A 17,039-nucleotide genomic window follows, 5' to 3' on the forward strand; every position below is an offset into this window, starting at 1 on the left:
TAACCGGTGCGGGGGTTACGGCTTCCATTGACGTGGGACTTTACTTGGTTGAAATGTTGACGAGTACGGAGATTGTTCTTCAAGTTCAGCAGAAACTGGAGTATCCATATTATGAAGCTGGTAATATAAAAGATGTCTACATGCATACTTTGCGGTAGGAGGACAAGAAGATGACTATTCGCCTTTTTCAAGCGCAGGATCAGCCAGCAGTGCTGAAAATGATGAAGGATCATGATTTTCAGTTCCCGTCGTTTATTCGGGAGCAGTATCCTGAGCGCTGGGGTTCATATTTAAACATGTCGGATGAGCGTAATAATGCTTATTATGTCATGGTTGACGAAGCGGATGCTATCATAGGTCATGCTGGCTACATTCTTCAGCCTACAGTTAACCGGTATGAAATCGTTGGCGTTGTTCGTGCAAATCTCACCTTCGACAAGGAGTTGCACGTACACTAATTTCAAAGATTTGTACAAAAATAACTGAATACGGATGTAGTGATGTCATGCTGTATACGCTTGATCATGAAAAAAATCAAGCAGCGCTCGTATTCTATGAACGAATGAAGTTTCAAAGGGAACGTGTCGATATGAACTATTATACCTCTGGGTTTCATAGACTTGCACTTGTTAAATCTTTATAGGAGAGTACAAGGAACTCATTGATTAATTCAACGGCTAATGCATGAGACTTATAAAGAAACTCAATGCACGCTAAGGCTGAACTTGAACTAATAAAGTTGATTTAACCAGTCTTCGTAGGCAAAGTTGAAAAAACCATTCAACTAACGGGCAGGTTAGTTGAGGATTAATCACAGTGAACCGTATCACAAGTGATGGTACACAGGATAAGGAAAGAAATTGTGTTAGATAGAACATATATAGATAGGCTTATGTGAAGCAATCCAACCGTGCATTTATTGACTTTATTCTATAAGATTAGTATAATTTTGTTGGTCAACCAACCAAAAAGGTGGGATTATATGAGCACACAGGATAAAAGGAAACGATTAATCGCGGCGGCTTACAAAGTATTTGTAAAAAAAGGATATGTTAACTCTTCGATAAAAGATATCGCAAACGAAGCCGATATGACATCGGGACTTGTTCATTATTATTTTAAAAATAAAGAAGAACTGTTGCTTTCCGTACAAGATGAAGTCCAAAAGCTTTACCAAAGGCAATATGACAGACAGCCGGAAGACTCTGTAAGCCACGAGGGACTTTTGCTTGAAATCAAATCCAGAGTAGAGAAAAATCCCGACTGGTATCGTTGGAGATATGAAATTTATTCTTTGGGGATAAAAAACGAAAGTGGGCATCTTGAACAGCAAGTAGCATCTATTCTCAAGAATGGGAGAGATAGTCTTTCCACACCGTTGCAGCACTTATTAGGCGATTCCCATAATGCTTCTGCGCTTGCCAGTATACTATTGGCTTGCTTCGACGGGCTAGCGCTTCAGAAAATTGTCGACGATGAATTTGATATTGACCACTCGTATAGATTTTTGATCGAGCTCCTTGAGCTTTATTTAAGCAAGTCTCATTCTGAATAAATGTTTATATGTTTACTTGAATATACAACTAAACTAACACGCAAGGTGATCATATGAAAAAATTAGTAATCAGTTTATTCATCTTTCTACTCGTCGCCCCTTCCCTTTCTCTAGCCGCTCAAGATCGAGATACGGCTCAACAAATCGAAACATTTATGAAAGAAGCGCTGGAAGAATATCATATTCCTGGGGCTTCGTTAACAGTCGTACATAATGGTCAGACCATCTTTCAAGATAGCTGGGGGACAATGAGTGACGGGTCAGCAGTAGCGGAAGACACGACTTTTCTTATAGGTTCAGTAAGTAAGCCTTTGACATCTCTTGCTATAATGACGTTAGTAGAAGATGGAAAAATAAAGCTAGATGAACCGATAGAAGCTTACATCCCGTGGTTTAAGTATCAAACAGATGGAACAAAATCGATAACTGTTCGTCATCTATTAGAACAAACAAGCGGGATTAGCGCTTATGATGGAATGAAAGTGACAGATCAGCAAGGTCGTGATAAGGAGAAAGGTATAACTCAAGCCGTTACAGAACTGAGTGGGGTAAAGTTAAGCCGTGTTCCGGGTGAGGCATATGAATATAATTCAGCCAACTATTTGCTCCTAGGAGCTATTATTGAAGCGGTGTCCAACCAGTCATTCTCAGCATTTATGGATACTCATATTTTCTCTCCTCTTGGCATGAACAACACTACTGCCAATTACAAAAGTGCGGTAGACAAAGGATTTGTGCCCGGCTTTCATTCATGGGTCGGCAAACCTGTTAAAGGCGATGGGTTGTATGATCAATCGGGAGCGCCTTATGGTTATATGACTTCAACCGCCAGTGACCTTACCAAATTTATAAAATTCATGTTAAACGGCGGAGAATTATTAACAGAACAAAGTCTAAAACAATTACAAACTCCACCACAAAATGGTAAACGATATGGTTTGGGATGGCATTTCCCAAGAACGGGCAATAACTATCCTTACCATACGGGTGCAACGCCTGAATATAAATCGGAAATATTCTTTATACCCGGACAAGATCTGGGCGCCGTTCTTTTGACGAATAAATACCATGAATTGGAAGCTGTTTCGTATTTAAGTATAATGGAGGGAATTCGGTCCATTATGAACGGGAAAAATCCGGGTTTGGCACAATTAGACGTTAGTACGCAATGGATTACGCTTGGTGTTGTATTATTGTTGGCTATTATATCTTTTATTAGTTTAATCCGTTTAAAACGTAGAACCAGGATAAATAAAAAGTTATGGGTTTCTACGGGAATCTTATCCGTCATTTTCGCTGTCGGACTGATTCCATTATTCACATATAGTATGGGTGTTTCCTGGAGGACGGTTGGTCTTTTCCTTCCAGACATCGAATTTCTCATTCAATGTCTGATCGCGATATTGGCAATTCACGGTCTCTTAACCTTCCTCCTTATTGCAGTGAAACGAAAAAAGCAATACCTGAATATAGGTCGATGAAGGTGATAGCAATGAGGCTTTTGTGTGTAAATAATTACGGGGAACAGTACCACAAGTGATGGTACACACGATCACCATTAGGAAAGAAATCGTACTTGATAGCATCTATGTCAGCAGATTAAGACGAATGTGAAATTTGCTGGGTTTACTTCTTGCCAGAAGGGTCGTACACTGTACACATTACAACGAACACACTTTACAAACTTGATTACATAAACTTGACCCCACTTAGAAGGCTTATTCCACTTGTTGAAGATGGAGTGAGCCTTTTTTGCATGCAGAAAACACTAAGGAGATGAACAAACAATGGCAAAACGTGAACAGGTAGTAACGGAAGTAGTAGAGGAAACGGAAACGGTGCGCTCGATTGCCCAGGCGGAAGCAGACTATGAAGAGCTTATGGACGAGATTCGGGGTTATTGGCAACGGGCAAGGGACTTGCGGGAGAAGGCGGCAGAGTTGAAACTGTCAGGGCGCACAGATGCACAGGTAGGAACAGAGATCCGGCAGTTATTAGATCAAGTGTCGAGGGACAAGAACATATTCCCATTAAAGTCGCTATTATAGCGGCTTTTTTGTTTTATCGGTACAAGTTCTTGTCCTGAGCCAAGGACAAGAACTTGTACCGATTGCCGGAATGGAGAACATGGTCCGATTACCGATTAGATGTGTATCTAAAGATTGATGAAGTGCACTAAAATCTTCAATAAAGTACCATAATACATGAAAATTGTTCACATTGTTATGGAACTAAGCAGCCTTCCAACAGGAACGGTTGCTTTTTTCTAGATTGGCTTTCAAAAAAACATTTTCTCTCATGAGTTCTAAAAACAATTTTGCTGCTATATCATCCATCTTCGATGTCCACTTGTTTCAGGAAATTGATGAGAAAATACACGTCGGTGAATCAAAGCGGAAGATAAGCTACAGACAAGAAGAGCCAAATCAGTACAACAATTACAACTGTTATCGGCACTAACCTATATTTTTCACACTATATTGGGCAGATATATACATTAATAAAACAACTTAAAAGGTGTGAACTTAAATTATGTTCGGTGGGCAACGAGGCCAATTGAAATTAAGATGTCCCTAGTTACAAATGAAAGAGTTACACAACGGATCACTATCAAAATAGACAATCAAAGCATCATGAGTAGCCTCACTATTGAAATCCAAGCATATGATTTAAGTGATACCCGGACTTTATATGTTCAAGAGGTAATCACTATACAGCCGAACGAAGTGGTAACCAGAGAATATTTTGCAGATCTAGATGGTTATGAATTTATATGTTTAGTAAATGGTGTAGAAGAAGAGTTGGTACAAGTATCTGTATGAGGAAAAAATTTATTCTATCCAATCTTAGCTGTCCACCGGTTCGTATCGTCAGAATTACTGAAATTCCGACAGTATTAATGGTGCAACTGGTGTTACTGGTGCAACCGGCGAGCTGGACCTACCGGAACTACCGGAGTACCAGGAGAAATCGGCAACCATATAAAGTTACCATCAACATCAAAGCCACAAATCGCTACATCCTGAATTTGAACAGTGAAAAGATCTATGTTAACATAATGGAGAACGAACGTTCAGTATGCTTGGTTCTACCTAAACATTAATGGAGGTATGTATGAGGTTAATTGAATTATTCATTGTGTTACTTATTTTAACTACAACAGAGGATATAGGAGTAAAAACTAAAGTCACTCATGCGATTGAAACAAGTGCTCCTTATACAATGCTTCAATCAGAGAATGAAAACATAGAATCAGCAACATATGATGAGGAAGAAAAAAAATTGGCAACTGTGTTGATTATTTTATGGCTTGGTGTTTGCGGGGGGGTTATCATCCTTCGCGCAATTTCCAAAGATAGGAAAGGGTAGTTAGGTTATTTCTAAAGAGACGTAATTTGTATCAAGTTTTTAATACAGTACGATTCTCAATATACTGCACTAAATTAATCTTGCATTATAAGTTAATCCAAAAGGGTACCCAGGGATCAAATTTATGAAGTGTAATTTAACTGGGTTCTCCTTGAAAGTAAAATTGATATCTAAGCGAATTATACCAGTAAGAATTGATTGAAAAAATTCTGGATTTTATTTTCGTCACTAGGATCGTAAATACTTTTATTAGAACATGAGCCAGGTATACAAATTTAGCATGGAGGTTCTAGGTACTAATGAACAAATATCAATTAGAAAAAGAACTTAGAGTATTAAGGTTTTTACAGAACTATGATTCTTCTATGAATCTTACATTGACAGAAGTATCACAGTATTTGGGTGTTACTCGTCAGTATATTCGTAAAGCATTAAAAAATAACAATATGTGTAATGAATTTGTTGACCAATCTATCAAAGATAATCGAATATCTCACGCCTTATCTGAGCGCAAATTTCAACTTATGCATGAATTTGAGAACAATAACTCTAATACTCGTAAGAATTCGTCATAAGCATTAAATGGCAGATAAAGGGATGACGTACTAGCTGGGTTAAATCCAATGTTAGATGTGGAGGAATAATTAACAACAACTATCCCAGGTAAATAGGGGGTGGCTTTTCATCTGATAGCTGTGAACAATATCAGGTAGTAGAATAGCACTTACGCCAATATCAAGCATTCTGCTAACTATCCACGGATTTGATCAGTTCACGAAACAAGGTGGTAGCACTGGTTAAGAGTTACCTCGACTTTACATGCAAGGTATGTTAGGGCCCAAGAACATAGTCCCCTTTAAGTAGCTAATTTAGAAAAAACTTTCCCTTGTAAGGCGAAAGTTAAAGCCTTAAAACCTGAATGGCTTGCTTAATATGTATGATTATTTCCTCTTTAGTGTAAACTCTACACGAATACTTTAAATGATACCGCAATCTGCAATGTTGAACTGTGACCCCATTTGTGGATCCTTTTAAAAAGGGTCCCTATTCATTAAGCAGCAATGAGATGACTTCTGTATTCATCAGGAGTCATCTTTTTTAATGTCCATTGGAACCGTTCGGTATTGTAATAAGTGATGTATTCGTTGACACGAACTCGAAGGTCTTGTAGGGACGAGCAATCCTTGAACTCTAATTCATCCTTCATATGCCCGAAGAACGTCTCCATTGAAGCATTATCCCAACAGTTTCCTTTTCGTGACATCGATTGTTTGAACCCAGCTTTAGCAATCCTGGAACGAACTTCAGGATGTGTGTAATGGAAACCCTGATCAGAGTGAAAGATAGCCTCCGGATGTACTTCCCCATCTAAACGGTTAAGCAGTCGCTTCAGTGTTCGTTGAACAAGAGACAATTCCAAAGAAGAGGACAGGTAGTGGGCTAAGATTTCTTTTGTTGCACCATCTTTTACACAGGACAAATAAGCCCGTTGGCCATTTCCATAATGCATATAAGTAATGTCGGTTAGCAATACCATTTCAGGCTCTCCCCGGTCAAACCGACGCTTCAGGAGGTTCGGGCAGGTGCGGTGCTCTTGCGTCGCTTTAGCCATTTTACGATAGGGATTCGCTTGACGAATTACAGCAACGAGTCTGAATTTCCGCATCAAACGCCGAATTTTCTTGTGATTCATAACGATTCCATGAAGCCGTTCTAACCTCATTTTTATGACCAGCGCGCCAGCCTTCCCTCTAAGTGCATCAAAGTGCGACTTCAGAAGTAAAAAGTCTCGTTCATCGGCAGCCTCTCGAAGCTGGCGGTGTTCTTCCGCCGCACACCAGCGATAATACCCGCTTGTGCTTACTTCAGCAAGCTTACAAAGATAGCGAGTCACGCGTCTCAGTCGATGTTTACGAACGACCTGATTGATGAGCTGAAAGCGCTCGGAAGACGCTAGTAATTCATTGTTGCCTTTGTGCCTTTCGAGCGCTTCTAGCTTTTTTAAGAGTTCATTCTCGGCTTCCAAAAGCTTGATACGTGCCTCGGCAAGACGGAGCTTTTCCTCAGCCGATAGCTCACGACTAACCGGTCTTCCTGAGCTTCCCTTCCCCCTACGCTCTTCCAGCAGCCCAGCTTCACCTGAAGAAGTATAGGTTTTCCTCCAACGCTCCAGACATCTTTTTGGCGTCTCCTGTCCGATCAGTTCAACGTTAAATCCTGCCTGTACGAAGATTTCCATAGGTGTATGCCCCGCCTGATTGGCTTGTACAGCCGCAATCTTAAAGGCAGGGGAATACGTGATATTCTTCTCTGATACGCGAAGAATGGATGGATTCGACTCCAGTACCTTGATCTCTTTCTCCGTAAAAACCCGTCTGATTTTCCCCATAATCTACATCCCCACAAACTTTTATAATCTGATTAAAACACAAAAGACCCGTAAGAGGGCACTTTTTTCAAAGTGTCCATCTTACGGGTCACAGTTCATGTGCTTTCTACGGCCCTTTTTTAAATGATGCCGGGATTTTTTAACTAGCGAGCGAGGTGCCGGTAACGTAATTACGAGAAAACACTGCTCATAGGGGACAACGGGTATTCAACGTACACAAAATCAAATAAAACAAAATACAGACTGAACGTTCAGTTTTATTAATTGGAATGTGGCTTAATATTAACTGTTATTAGGACTGATTGATAAAAGGCATAGCCTAGGATAGATACAAAACGTTAAACGGAGGGTAAAAAATGGAAAATATTTACGAACTAACTATTCGGGTAATATGTGCGTTAGTAGTAGTTTTACTTTTCTTTCGAATAACAGGGAAAAAGGAGGTAGGGGAACTAGGAGTATTAGAAGTTATAGTCTCAGTGATGGTAGCGGATTTGGCAGTAAGGATTATTGACCAAGAACATACGCCAATCTGGGTATTAATATTGCCCTTATTTATTTTAACCCTACTGCAGCTGATTATCTCCTATGTAAAACTTAAAAATCAGAAAGTCAGACATGTTATTGAGGGAAAACCTGTTTACATAATTAAGGATAGTGAGCTGCTAAAAAAAAATATGATTGAACAAAGTTTAAATTTGGATGAGCTGATGGCTCAATTGCGCCAGAAGGATATCTGGGATCTTCGGGATGTTTATTGCGCAATACTCGAACCTGAGGGGACATTATCCGTCTTAAAGACTCCAGATAAAGGCCAATTCTCATTGCCATTAATACAAAATGGTGTTATACAGAATGAAAATATAGAAGCTATGGAATTAAGCCGTACATGGATCATAAGTGAGGTACATAATCGAGGAGAACAGTTGGAAAGCGTGTTCTATCTAAGTTATAAAGGAGGGGAGATGTATTGGATTTTTAATGAATAATTTAGAGAACTTCCCACACGATATTGGTGCTACAACTGAAATGCCCGTTATATTTCGTTAATCGTTTCATTCTTCACGGCAATTACAGCAATTGCTTTACTTGGATTCTCCATCCCAGAAAATTTCATTTTGTATTTCTTCTAGCTATCCATCTGGGCTTAGCTGTAGGTTCAATGGATGCAGCATTAGGTAACTATGTAGGTTTGGATTATAAAGCCACGCATATGAGCTGGTTGCATTGTTTCTGGGTATTGGAGCAGTGACTGGTCCTCTCATCATGTCATTTTGGTTAAACCATGACAACAATTTCCGGGAAGGATACGTTACGGTAGAGTTAATACTCCTGACTATAGGAGTGATATTATTGACATCGTTGCCTTTATGAGAGATTTTTGAGAAGGGGAGAGTAAAGGAAGGAAGCTGTATTTATTTAGAAATTTCATTATTTACTTTAGTCGATAACACCCGTCAGGATTATTGTGATCTATACACTCAAGTCACAGCAGGTTATAAGAAATTGAGGGCCCATTCAAGTGTCGAGTAAACGCCTTCTTGTTTCAATACTCAAATCATTAGACATACATATAGCAAAAAGAAAAATAATCTGCTATCATTTATACTGAACGTTCATTCTGTATAAAAATAAAAAATCAAGTCACTTAAAGGAGATTGGAAAATTGTCATGAGAGAAACCCATTCTGTAAACCCACTGGAGAACTTGTCCGTAGGTCGTGCTTTTCTGAAATACTTGATTCCTTCCCTGCTAGGAATGCTTATAATGGGAGCCAACTTTATCATCGATGGCATCATGGTAGGCAATAAACTGGGAGCTGTCGCATTGGCGGGGGTTGGAATTGCAGGTCCGGCGTATACCCTGTTTGCTGCGATGTCCTTATGGATTGGGATCGGTGGAGCAACCATCTATTCCCAGGCGATAGGTGAAAAAAATTATTCGAAGGCAAAGCAGGTCTTTTCCCAGTCGTTGGCTGTCTTTTTTTATAGCGACCCTTATCATTGGAGTTGTAGCCTATATATTTAAGGAGCCTTTGGTCTATTCGCTTGGAGCCAACCAGGAGACTTATCCACACGCCTTTGCTTATCTGCAGATCATGCTGCTATTCGGATTTATTTTCACTGTTGAGAGTGCACTTAGCGTTTTTGTCCGGAACGACGGAAATCCGAATCTTGCCATGGCCGCTCAGGTCACTTTTGCCCTGTCCAATGTTTTGTTCAACTCTATTGCCCTGTATGTACTGGATATGGGGGTACAGGGAGTAGCGATCGGAACGATGGCTGCCGCTTTTGTGGGACTGCTGGTTCTCTCCGCACATTTCTTTAAAAAAGATACGAATCTGAGATTCCAGAAATTCAAGTGGAATAAAAAAATGCTTTGGATCATTTTCCTTATCGGCTTCCCGAGCTTTATTGCCGAAGTGGGCATGTCTGTATTTACGGTAGCTCATAACGTCGTATTGGAAGGATTGGTCGGCACAACGGGAGTCGCGGCCTTTTCCACATTAAGTTATCTGCACGGTGTAATGCTGATGGCTTTTCTGGGACTGGGTTCAGCTATTCAGCCTATAATCAGTTATTATCACGGGGCAAAGCAGGAAGAGCGAAAACGCCATACGGTACGGATTGCCACCAAGACCGCTTTGGGGATCGGAGTCGGACTGCTGCTCATTACTCAGCTTTGGGCAGCGCCAATCGTCAGCATTTTCGGTGACTTCCCGCAGGAAGTAACGGATCTTGCCGTAAACGGGCTTAAAGTCTTTTCGATCGCATACTTGTTTGTAGGCATTAACTTCGTGATGATGACTTACTTACAATCGATCAATCATGTCAAGATGGCAATTTGGGCTACGGCAGCCAGGGAGATTATCCTGATGCTGATTTTCCTTGTCGTACTGCCACCGTTCTTTGGGATTCATGGAGTATGGATCGCTGTTCCTCTGTCGGAAGGTATCGTGCTGCTTACGATCTATTTTTACTATAAAAAATACTTTGTTCATAAAAGATTTGGTACAGGGGAGATAACAAAGGAGTTGTCCAAGTGACAAAAAAGCAGATTCAGAGCGAAGAGTCCAAAAAGAGGTTTGCCGAAGCGGCAAGGGTTCTCTTTGCTCAAAAGGGTTATAAGGGCACAACGATTGAAGACATCGTGAGGCTTGCAGGAGGAAGCAAAGGCAATCTTTATTATCATTTCACCAATAAAGAAGGCCTGTTAATATACTTGTTGGAGGAATTGAACCAGGAATTCAATTTGCAATGGGAAGAAAAAGCGAACCAGTATACAAATATTGAAGATACTTTGTATGCCCTGGCTGAGCGTCTGCTCGATAGCGATTTGATTCACCCCGTGACAAAGTCAGCGGAGGAGTTTTTTGACGATGAATGGAACAACAGCGAAGTAAAAAGAATGATTGAGGCTCATGTCACCAATCATATTGCGTTCAGCCGAAGTATACTGGAGAAGTCCATGGAAAAGGGAGAATTGGCGCCGGACGACTCGCATATGCTGGCCATCATTTTGGAAGCCTTATTCGAGGGATTAGGCAATATGTCGAGGTATTGCCCCGGAGCAACTTTAACACTCTATCGCAAAGCTATCCATATTTTGCTCCATGGTATGAAATTCGTTAAATAAGCAAATAGATTCTTGGAGGAATTAATTTAATGGAAGTTCAATTTGAAAAAGAAACCGTCGGTCGTGTGAACAAATCGACGATTCGCTATTTATACAGGCTGCTGAGCGCGACCGGTATGCCAAAAAAGATGCTGGGCACAGCCGCGCTGCTGAGCATTGTTTCTTCGCTAACCGGTCTAGTTTGGCCGGTCATGACGGGAAACTTCATTGATCAATTTACCACTGGAGGAGTTAAAGGAGGGCTGATCGCCCTTTTGATAGGTATTTTCCTCATGGAAGCCCTGACTTCGGGTGTATCTTACTACATGTTGGCTTACGCTGGAAATCGAACGGTTACAATGCTGCGAAAACGGCTGTGGAGTAAGACACTATCTTTGCCGATCCATTTCTTTGATCGGTATCGGTCAGCGGATGTGATGAGCCGGATTAGCAACGATACCGACGAGATCCGGACACTGATTACCGAACATTTGATCTCTTTTTTCTCCAACTTGTTAACGGTCATCGGTGCACTGGCTATTCTGTTGTGGTTGGATTGGCGATTAACCCTAGTGGTTCTGCTTGCCGCCCCGCTCGGTGCGGCCATCATTATGCCGATCGGAAGCAAAATGTATGACATTTCCATGAAAATGTATGACCAATTGGCACAGTTTGCCTCCGTTCTAACTCAGGTTATTGGGGAAATCCGATTGGTGAAGTATTCGAATGCCGAAAAGCGCGAGGAAACAAGCGGATTCGAAAAAGTGGATAATCTTTTCCGGCTCAGTATGAAGGAATCGAAGATTTATGCGGTTCTTTCCCCGCTTATGTCTATGATCATGGTCGTGCTTCTCACTGCTGTCGTGGCTTACGGAGGCATGCGCGTTTCTTCTGGTGCATTAAGCACGGGCGTTCTCGTTTCATTTGTATTACTTATGTTCCAAGTTATACTTCCAATTAACACATTTGCTACTTTCTATTCTCATCTGCAGAAGGTGTCAGGAGCAGCCGATAGGTTGAAGCCTATTCTCGAAGCGGAAGTCGAACAAGAAGCGAAAGGTCTCACAATGCCTGACGACAAGCACGACCTCGTGTTTCGCGATGTGAGTTTCGCTTATTCTTATGAACAGCCGATACTTAAGCAAATCGAACTATCTCTGCGTGCCGGACAGGTCACTGCGCTTGTCGGCCCGAGTGGGAGCGGTAAGACGACTGTTTTCTCGTTAATTGAACGGTTTTACCCACCCTCCAAAGGATTGATTACTTACGGCAACCAACCGATCGATGACTTCGATATCGTATCTTTTCGGAGTAAGATCGGTTACGTCTCTCAGGAAAGCCCTCTCGTTCATGGAACGATCCGGGACAACATTGTCTACGGCCGAACGGATCCTGTAACGGAAGAAGAAATGATTGAAGCAAGCAAATTGGCCTATGCCCATCACTTCATCAGTTCGTTACCGAAAGGATACGATACAGAGGTCGGCGAAAGAGGGATTCGGCTGTCGGGCGGCCAAAAGCAGCGTATTGCCATAGCCCGTGCTCTGCTTCGCAATCCAGACATTTTGTTGCTGGACGAAGCGACTGCCAGCCTGGACAGCGATTCTGAACATGAAGTTCAGAAGGCATTGCAGCATTTGATGAGTGATTGCACGACGGTGGTTATTGCACACCGGCTCTCGACAATAACGAACGCCGATCAGATCGTTGTTCTTGAATTCGGACAGATTACCGGCACGGGACGTCACCATGAACTTCTTGAAACACATTCCTCCTATGCGGAGTGGACAAAAAAACAGTTCCGGCACAATCCGTCAATTTCCGTGTCTCCCGGTGAAATATAGTTCCGTGAATAAAATCTTCAAGTCACATGAGTCCCCAGATGCATCAGTTTCTATTAAAACCATCTGTCGCCGACGCGAGTCATAACAAACTGAATATTCAGTATGTATTGATAAATGTCTTTATATTCTGTGTACTTTACAGTAATCTGCTATGAAGCCTCGGCTTCCAAAACACAGTGTTCCAATGAAGAAATAGCACTTATTAGACCATAACATATTATAGGAGCGTTTCGATGTTAATAATAATCGGTTTTAGCGTTGTTTTAATTACGGGAATTAGCCTGATATTCTGGTGGGTAAATAGAATATCGAAAGAATAAAAATTTTCAGATCTTTCACCTAATTAAACAGTACAAACAATAACTTTTTTATACACTCGACGAAACCTACCACCGGTTACTTATGCCAGGCACCGACTAGGGCCTATAGATCGTAACGATACAAGCATCACTGTCCGAATAGTTCAACGAGTCACTGCAGAAGATGATTACAATGTTAAAGTTGAGAAATGGAAGTTTAACTTTGAGGGGAACAGATAAAAATAAATCAGTTATGGATGTACCTAAATCAACACAATATTTTGATCGCCATACTTTGTTCCCTCGAACAAGTTTTGGGGAATGACTGAAGAGAAACCCGGTATTCCCGGCTTTTTTGTTTTTTTTCTAGATTGATCGAATAATGTGGACCTTACAACAATCCACTTCAACTACAGTTACTGTAACCCTAAAAATACAATGAGTTATCGGTTTGTATGTATCATTGTACTGGATCATCTGGATTAAAAGGTGCAACTAGGGCTTTTACCCGCAAAAGAGGGCCATCTTCAATCTATTTTTATCGAGCGGAACTCGCACCCTCTAGTTTATTATTTGCTAGATCAACCACAGTTAGTAATTTCTTTGCTTGATCTACAGAGACGCATATTTTACCTGGGTTCCAGCCAACGCTTGGAAAAATATTTCTCTATGTAACTGAAGATGAACTGAATGGTCCTATAACATTGCCGGGTAGAAAAAGTTACGATGGTCCTGATAGTAGAATAAAGCGATAGGGCCGTCCCAAAAGGAGGGCCCTATCACTTGTCTATAGGTAGAGCGAAGAGGTGTATCATGAACATATGGTAAGGCGAAGAATACTGATTAAGCTGGTGTATCAGTTTACAAAGGTGATCAGTTGTATATCTTACGTTTAACTGAGAAACCACATGAATACATAGACAAGATACAGGGTGGAGTTGATTGGATTTATTATTTGGTAAAGAACGGTGTACATGCATCACTGACAATCAAAACAAGGGATAATCAATTAACGGCAATTTACTATGATGAAGATAATTTCTATTGCAACAGCTTTTCATACGGCTACTGGTCGTTTTTTTGATAAAACGATGATCAATATTGGGGACCAAAAGTATAGCGTCTTTATTGGGGCCTTTGCTAAGGTAGAAGGCGACTTAAGCGAAATTCAGTGGTTTCATACGGATCGTGGAGGTGAATTTATTAACCAGACGATGGATGAGTTATTAGAGGCGTTTAACATTAATCGGTCTTTGAGTATAATAGGCTGTCCTTATAACAACGCCGTAGCTGAAGCAACCTACAAATTGATGAAAACAGAGTTCGTTTGATATGTAAATATGGTACTTGTTCAGCCTCGGGAGCACCTAGCATGATTACAATTATTTTTTCTCATCTATTCAGTCGAAGTATACAAAGATCAATGTACTCTTATTTTTAGTTATAAAAAATACTCCCTTCTATTTGGGAACAACGCAGATAAAAGAGAGTGTTTGGGGATCTTTTATTGTTGCAGGTGTTTTGGATGTTACGTCATACACGATACGGTTCAGCGCACTGTCTGTAACGGCAAGTTTAATTGACTATGTTTCATTTCTGTAGAAAATGATGCGTTAATTCGTTCACAATATCCGCATGTTCCATAGTCAGTGCATGGCTTGCACCGGCGATTATATGGACCTCAAGATTGGGAATTAAGCTTTTCGCGTTTGCTATTGCCTTATTAGCTGGATATATTACCTCTTTGTCTCCTATTAGGAGCAATGTAGGAGTGTTGAAAATATGAAATTCCTTTTAGAAAATACGGAGGGCATAACCAGTAGAAGCGGTTGGGTTGAGAACTGCTCACGAATCATTCACAGAGGAACTCTCGCACTTGGTTTGACAATCAAGTCGATAATAATAGTTGAGTGGTGGAGTAAAATATGATATTTTATATAGAACGAATGTTCAGTATTATAAAAAACAAACGCACATTGCACGTTGTAGGTTCAGGAAACCAACTTCAGAAGTAGTTACGTATTTCAATTTCATAATACAGAATGAACATTCAGTCTAATAAATTAAGAGGTGAGTAACAAATGGATACAAATAAAACTCATTTGCCGAATATAGGAGTGAAATTCACTTTCCTTACATCCGCTGGTGCGAAATTGATTATCACACATCTAAATGATGGGACTGTTGAACTGTACAAGATTGATCCTGTTAAAAAAGCTGCAACATTTTTATTTGAATTTTCCGAGAAAGAAGCAAGAGGGGTTGCTGCAATAATGTTAGGAGTTCCTTATTAGGTTGAAGATTTAAATGCAATAAATGAGCTAATAAGAACGTCAATTCATAAATTCTTTCTTATATACTGGGCTTCATTTGAAGATCAGCTAATTCTCTGAAAAAGTTAATCTTTCGGTAAAAAAACAATTATTTACGGATCCTTCTTGTTAAATTGATCTAGTTTTCATAAATTTGTAACTTTGAATCGGCTTTCAATACAACAAACTCACTCAGGTGATAATTTTATTGTACAAAAGTATAAATTGGAGGGTTTTTAAATGCACACTTACAAGAAAAAACTCGAGGGAATAGGTGAATACTATCAAATTGAGACGGTGTATGGAGATACACTGGTCTTGGTTAAGTTTCTAGATGGAACCCAAGAATTGTTTATCCATAGTGGAGGAAAAATATTAACTTCTATTGTTTTTGTGAAGGAGGAGGTGAAACTGATATCCAACTTACTATTAATTAATGTTTAAATATGCGCACTAAAAATCTTGACGCTCCCACCTTTCTTATCTATTATTTCCTCCGGAACATAGATGACCACTTCAGTTCTCTCAATTGTTATTTTGATATTCTTTTGTTTGGGTAGTAAATAGATACGTCTTTTTATTTTCAATAGTTCCGATACCGTGCAACGGGTAAAAAAATAAATTGATTTTTTTGCTTCATCTAACTTATCTCCTGAAACAGTAACGACCTTTTAAGTTTGTTGTTCGCGAGGATATGGGAATACATTAATATACTGGACGTTCGGTCTAAGTTATAATTAGATCATTTATTGAAGCAATTAATGACTTCAAATATTGTTAGTCTCTTCGAAAAGCTTAAAAATCCTTCAAAACCAATAGGATGCTATTTTCGTCCTATTGGTTTTGAAGGTCATTTTTATAATACGATGAATGGTGAATTGCCAAAATAAATAATATATTATGCTTGAACCAAGGAAGATACTAGAAACGAGGGGGAATGGCCAGAATATAGGGGTAATAGGTTACTTTTTAAGTGTGGTTGTGCCAAAAAGAAAAATATCTATTGCCTTCTTATACAGAAGTAGTGTTTCTTCTAAGTTAAGCTCCCTACATGTTTCACTGAGTCCATACAGTAAGCCACTTAGTATTTTAGCCATATCCGAACTATCAGCATTAATTAATTCCTTTGACTCAATACCTTCAATAATTATTTTTTTTGCTGATTCCATTTGGAAATTTAATGATTCGTTAAGCTGTTCTAATACTCCCTTATCGTAAGATTCTGAACTATAAAATTCATTGAAAATACTAGTAAGCGGATGATTTAATTCGCTAATAACCATGTGTTCTGCAAGTCCATATAAATTCTCAGTAACCGAATGGAATTGAAATTTCTTTTGTTCCCATTCATGTTCTGACTCTAATTGCCAATCTTTTAGAATCTCTAGAAATAATCCTTCTTTACTTTTAAAATGATAATATATATTACCCTTGCTATTTCCAGTTGCTCTAGATATGTCCTCGATCGAAGTTGCAGAATAACCCTTTTGAATAAACAGTTCCTTTGATGCTTCAATTATCCGCCTCTTCGTTTGGTTGGTTTGTAGTTGCTTCTTATTCATATTTTATCACTCCATATTAAGATGATGATACCTTAAATGTTATTGTTTCATTTAACAAGTTGTACTCAATATATTCAATTCAAACTGAACATCT

At 39.8% G+C, this 17,039-nt stretch carries 13 protein-coding genes and 2 pseudogenes; 13 read left to right on the forward strand and 2 right to left on the reverse strand.

Annotated elements, in window-relative coordinates; all coding sequences use genetic code 11:
• Positions 1 to 170 precede the first annotated feature (170 nt).
• The 7 genes from M1D71_RS15600 to M1D71_RS15630 all read left to right on the forward strand — a co-directional run bounded on the left by M1D71_RS15600 (position 171) and on the right by M1D71_RS15630 (position 5,499).
• Entirely contained in the window at positions 171 to 458 is a 288-nt protein-coding gene (locus tag M1D71_RS15600) for a hypothetical protein (protein WP_458122701.1), read from the forward strand.
• A 20-nt stretch (positions 459 to 478) separates the two neighbouring features.
• A complete protein-coding gene (locus tag M1D71_RS15605) occupies positions 479 to 643 on the forward strand; it encodes a hypothetical protein (RefSeq protein ID WP_458127264.1) in 165 nt (54 codons plus the stop codon).
• Between the two features lie 339 nt (positions 644 to 982).
• Positions 983 to 1,555: a TetR/AcrR family transcriptional regulator gene (locus M1D71_RS15610; RefSeq protein WP_458122702.1), complete on the forward strand. Its 573-nt coding sequence runs from the start codon at positions 983 to 985 to the stop codon at positions 1,553 to 1,555.
• A 53-nt stretch (positions 1,556 to 1,608) separates the two neighbouring features.
• Entirely contained in the window at positions 1,609 to 3,036 is a 1,428-nt protein-coding gene (locus M1D71_RS15615; RefSeq protein WP_458122703.1) for a serine hydrolase domain-containing protein, read from the forward strand.
• Between the two features lie 306 nt (positions 3,037 to 3,342).
• Positions 3,343 to 3,603: a hypothetical protein gene (locus tag M1D71_RS15620; RefSeq protein ID WP_458122704.1), complete on the forward strand. Its 261-nt coding sequence runs from the start codon at positions 3,343 to 3,345 to the stop codon at positions 3,601 to 3,603.
• 1,066 nt (positions 3,604 to 4,669) lie between these two features.
• Positions 4,670 to 4,924 (forward strand): hypothetical protein, encoded by a 255-nt coding sequence (locus M1D71_RS15625; protein ID WP_458122705.1) that lies wholly within the window; start codon positions 4,670 to 4,672, stop codon positions 4,922 to 4,924.
• Positions 4,925 to 5,223: 299 nt separating this feature from the next.
• Positions 5,224 to 5,499 (forward strand): hypothetical protein, encoded by a 276-nt coding sequence (locus M1D71_RS15630; protein ID WP_458122706.1) that lies wholly within the window; start codon positions 5,224 to 5,226, stop codon positions 5,497 to 5,499.
• A 476-nt stretch (positions 5,500 to 5,975) separates the two neighbouring features.
• Here the strand turns inward: M1D71_RS15630 and M1D71_RS15635 are convergent, their stop codons facing one another.
• Entirely contained in the window at positions 5,976 to 7,313 is a 1,338-nt protein-coding gene (locus M1D71_RS15635; protein WP_458122707.1) for an IS3 family transposase, read from the reverse strand.
• Between the two features lie 356 nt (positions 7,314 to 7,669).
• Between M1D71_RS15635 and M1D71_RS15640 the strand changes: the two genes are divergently transcribed.
• From M1D71_RS15640 to M1D71_RS15665, 6 genes and pseudogenes are all read left to right on the forward strand, one after another.
• The gene (locus tag M1D71_RS15640) at positions 7,670 to 8,302 is read left to right on the forward strand and encodes a DUF421 domain-containing protein (protein ID WP_458122708.1); all 633 of its coding nucleotides are present in this window, start codon (positions 7,670 to 7,672) and stop codon (positions 8,300 to 8,302) included.
• Between the two features lie 682 nt (positions 8,303 to 8,984).
• Positions 8,985 to 10,359, forward strand: a pseudogene (locus M1D71_RS15645) (MATE family efflux transporter).
• Complete coding sequence (locus M1D71_RS15650; protein WP_458122709.1) at positions 10,356 to 10,949, forward strand: TetR/AcrR family transcriptional regulator; 594 nt, start codon at positions 10,356 to 10,358, stop codon at positions 10,947 to 10,949. The pseudogene M1D71_RS15645 and the gene M1D71_RS15650 overlap by 4 nt, the downstream one beginning before the upstream one ends.
• A gap of 29 nt (positions 10,950 to 10,978) precedes the next feature.
• The gene (locus tag M1D71_RS15655) at positions 10,979 to 12,772 is read left to right on the forward strand and encodes an ABC transporter ATP-binding protein (RefSeq protein WP_458122710.1); all 1,794 of its coding nucleotides are present in this window, start codon (positions 10,979 to 10,981) and stop codon (positions 12,770 to 12,772) included.
• 1,474 nt (positions 12,773 to 14,246) lie between these two features.
• A pseudogene (locus M1D71_RS15660) lies at positions 14,247 to 14,399 on the forward strand (IS3 family transposase); the annotation flags it as partial.
• 753 nt (positions 14,400 to 15,152) lie between these two features.
• A complete protein-coding gene (locus tag M1D71_RS15665; RefSeq protein WP_458122711.1) occupies positions 15,153 to 15,365 on the forward strand; it encodes a hypothetical protein in 213 nt (70 codons plus the stop codon).
• 980 nt (positions 15,366 to 16,345) lie between these two features.
• Here M1D71_RS15665 and M1D71_RS15670 read toward each other — a convergent pair.
• The gene (locus M1D71_RS15670) at positions 16,346 to 16,945 is read right to left on the reverse strand and encodes a TetR/AcrR family transcriptional regulator (protein ID WP_458122712.1); all 600 of its coding nucleotides are present in this window, start codon (positions 16,943 to 16,945) and stop codon (positions 16,346 to 16,348) included.
• Between the last annotated feature and the right edge of the window lie 94 nt (positions 16,946 to 17,039).

Source organism: Paenibacillus sp. Z3-2 (genome assembly GCF_054161325.1).

What these genes read in the sequence shown, in the direction of transcription:
- M1D71_RS15600 (WP_458122701.1), top strand. Translation starts at nt 171, where the DNA reads ATGACTATTCGCCTTTTTCAAGCGCAGGATCAGCCAGCAGTGCTGAAA.
- M1D71_RS15610 (WP_458122702.1), top strand. Translation starts at nt 983, where the DNA reads ATGAGCACACAGGATAAAAGGAAACGATTAATCGCGGCGGCTTACAAA.
- M1D71_RS15615 (WP_458122703.1), top strand. Translation starts at nt 1,609, where the DNA reads ATGAAAAAATTAGTAATCAGTTTATTCATCTTTCTACTCGTCGCCCCT.
- M1D71_RS15620 (WP_458122704.1), top strand. Translation starts at nt 3,343, where the DNA reads ATGGCAAAACGTGAACAGGTAGTAACGGAAGTAGTAGAGGAAACGGAA.
- M1D71_RS15625 (WP_458122705.1), top strand. Translation starts at nt 4,670, where the DNA reads ATGAGGTTAATTGAATTATTCATTGTGTTACTTATTTTAACTACAACA.
- M1D71_RS15630 (WP_458122706.1), top strand. Translation starts at nt 5,224, where the DNA reads ATGAACAAATATCAATTAGAAAAAGAACTTAGAGTATTAAGGTTTTTA.
- M1D71_RS15635 (WP_458122707.1), bottom strand. Translation starts at nt 7,313, where the DNA reads ATGGGGAAAATCAGACGGGTTTTTACGGAGAAAGAGATCAAGGTACTG.
- M1D71_RS15640 (WP_458122708.1), top strand. Translation starts at nt 7,670, where the DNA reads ATGGAAAATATTTACGAACTAACTATTCGGGTAATATGTGCGTTAGTA.
- M1D71_RS15655 (WP_458122710.1), top strand. Translation starts at nt 10,979, where the DNA reads ATGGAAGTTCAATTTGAAAAAGAAACCGTCGGTCGTGTGAACAAATCG.
- M1D71_RS15665 (WP_458122711.1), top strand. Translation starts at nt 15,153, where the DNA reads ATGGATACAAATAAAACTCATTTGCCGAATATAGGAGTGAAATTCACT.
- M1D71_RS15670 (WP_458122712.1), bottom strand. Translation starts at nt 16,945, where the DNA reads ATGAATAAGAAGCAACTACAAACCAACCAAACGAAGAGGCGGATAATT.